Genomic DNA, 1,998 nt, shown 5'->3' on the forward strand with positions numbered 1-1,998 from the left:
CGCGAGGTTGACCACGCCCATGATGCCGAAGATCAGCGTGAGGCCGGCGGCCAGCATGAACAGCAGCAGCCCGTACTGGACGCTGTTGAGGAGCTGGATGAGGAAGTTGGCGAAGTCCATGGGGTGCAGACGTCAAACCGGCGCCGCTAGGGCGCCGGCTTGCAGGAGGGAGGACGCAAGCTTCAGGCCATGCGGCAGCCGGTGGCCGGATCGGCCACGGCCTTGGCGGCGATGCCGATCACCTTGTTCTCGCCGTTTTCCACGCGGCGCAGGTACATGTCCTGGATGGGGTTGTGCGCGGGGCTCATCTTCCACTTGCCGCGCGGGCTGTCGATCTCGGCGCCGCGCATGGCCGCGTAGAGGGCCTGCTTGTTGTTCAGGTCGCCCTTGACGGCGTTCGCGCCCTTGACCATGAGCAGGCCGGTGTCGTAACCCTGCACGGCGTAGACGTCGGGCTGCAGCTTGAAGGCCTTGGCGTAGTCGAGGCGGAATTTCTTGTTGCGCGGCGTGTCCAGCGAGTCGCTGTAGTGCATGGTGGTGAGCACGCCGTTGGCGGCGTCACCGGCGGCGTCGAGCACGCCTTCGGTGAGGAAGCCCGAGCCCCAGAGCTGGATGTTCTTGCTCAGGCCGGCCGCATGGTAGTCGCGCAGGAACTTGGCCGCGCCGCCGCCGGCGAAGAAGCAGGCCACGGCGTCGGGCTTGATGGCGGCGATCTCGGTCAGCAGGGCCTGGAACTCCACGTTGGGGAAGGGCAGGCTCAGCTTCTTGACGATCTGGCCGCCCGCCTCGGTGTAGCTCTTTTCGAAGCCTTCGAAGGCCTCGTCGCCGGCGGCGTAAGCCCAGGAGATCCACACAGCCTTCTTGTGGCCCTTCTCCATCATGGGCTTGCCCAGGGCCAGCGTGGGCTGGCTGTTGGTGAAGGAGGTGCGGAACACGTTGGGCGCGCACTGCGCGCGCGTGGCGATGTGCACGCCGGCGTTGGGGATGAGGTTGAGCACGCCGGACTCGCGCGCCACCTTGTGGATGCCCATCTGCACGCCCGAGTGCACGGTGCCGATCAGCACGTCGACCTTGTCGCGCTGCACCAGACGGGTGGCGTTCTCGATGCCCTTGGCGGGGTTGGATTCGTCGTCGACCTTGAAGAATTCGATCTCGCGCCCGCCGAGCTTGCCGCCCTGTTCGTTGACGGCCATGCGGAAGCCGTTCTCGATGGCCACGCCGAGCTGCGCGAAGGTGCCGGTGTAGGGCAGCATGAAGCCCACGCGCACCTTGTCGGACTGGGCGCGCGCGATCTGCGGCAGCAGCAGGCCGGTGGACGCGGCGCCAATGACGGCGGCACTGCGGGTCAGAACGAGGCGGCGGGTGGTCATCTGGGGTCTCCTGGGGTTGTGGTCGGACTGCGGCTCACTGTAGGTGGGGGCCTGGGGCTTGGCGATCCAGAATTACCCTAGCCGCTTGAAGCCTGAATGATTGAATTCCAAACAGTTTTGTTCTTCAGGACACCTCGCTGGGCGCCAGGGCCAGCGCCAGCCAGTCGCGGCACCAGGCCGCGCCGGCCGCCTCGGGGGCGGTCTCGGTCGAGGCATCGAGGGTACAGAGCTCGCCCACGCGCACCGCGCCCAGGTCGCGCAGGCGCTCATCGAACTGGCGCCCGCCGTTGGCGAACGTCATGGGGTATTGCGCGCTGTCGCCCAGGGCGATGACGCCGAAACGCACGTGGCCCAGGTAGCGCGGCTGCGCGTCGAGCGAGGCGCAGAAGGCCTGGGCGTTGTCGGGCACATCACCCGAGCCATAAGTGGATGTGCATATGACGTAAAGTGCATCCTGATCGAAGACACTGGGGTCCAGGCCGTCCATCATCCGCACCTCGATGGCGCCGATCAGATCCGCGCACTCCATCTCGATGGCCCGAGCGACGGAGGTGGCCGTGTCGGTCATGGTGCCCACGAGGATGAGCAGCTTGGCGGGGGGCATCGAGGGCATAACACGCACTTTAGT

The 1,998-nt window shown here is 66.6% G+C and carries 2 protein-coding genes and 1 pseudogene; all 3 read right to left on the minus strand.

The annotated features are described in order from the left end of the window. A pseudogene (locus BGO22_RS12940) lies at positions 1 to 120 on the minus strand (branched-chain amino acid ABC transporter permease); the annotation flags it as partial. 62 nt (positions 121 to 182) lie between these two features. After that, positions 183 to 1,370: an ABC transporter substrate-binding protein gene (locus BGO22_RS12945; RefSeq protein WP_070400099.1), complete on the minus strand. Its 1,188-nt coding sequence runs from the start codon at positions 1,368 to 1,370 to the stop codon at positions 183 to 185. Positions 1,371 to 1,494: 124 nt separating this feature from the next. Then, positions 1,495 to 1,992, minus strand: a complete 498-nt coding sequence (locus BGO22_RS12950; RefSeq protein ID WP_286851176.1) for a flavodoxin domain-containing protein — start codon at positions 1,990 to 1,992, stop codon at positions 1,495 to 1,497. Between the last annotated feature and the right edge of the window lie 6 nt (positions 1,993 to 1,998).

This window comes from Hydrogenophaga sp. 70-12 (assembly GCF_001897365.1).
Taxonomy (GTDB): domain Bacteria; phylum Pseudomonadota; class Gammaproteobacteria; order Burkholderiales; family Burkholderiaceae_C; genus Hydrogenophaga; species Hydrogenophaga borbori.

Coding starts and splice junctions, on each gene's coding strand:
- BGO22_RS12945 (WP_070400099.1), bottom strand. CDS start 1,370: ATGACCACCCGCCGCCTCGTTCTGACCCGCAGTGCCGCCGTCATTGGC.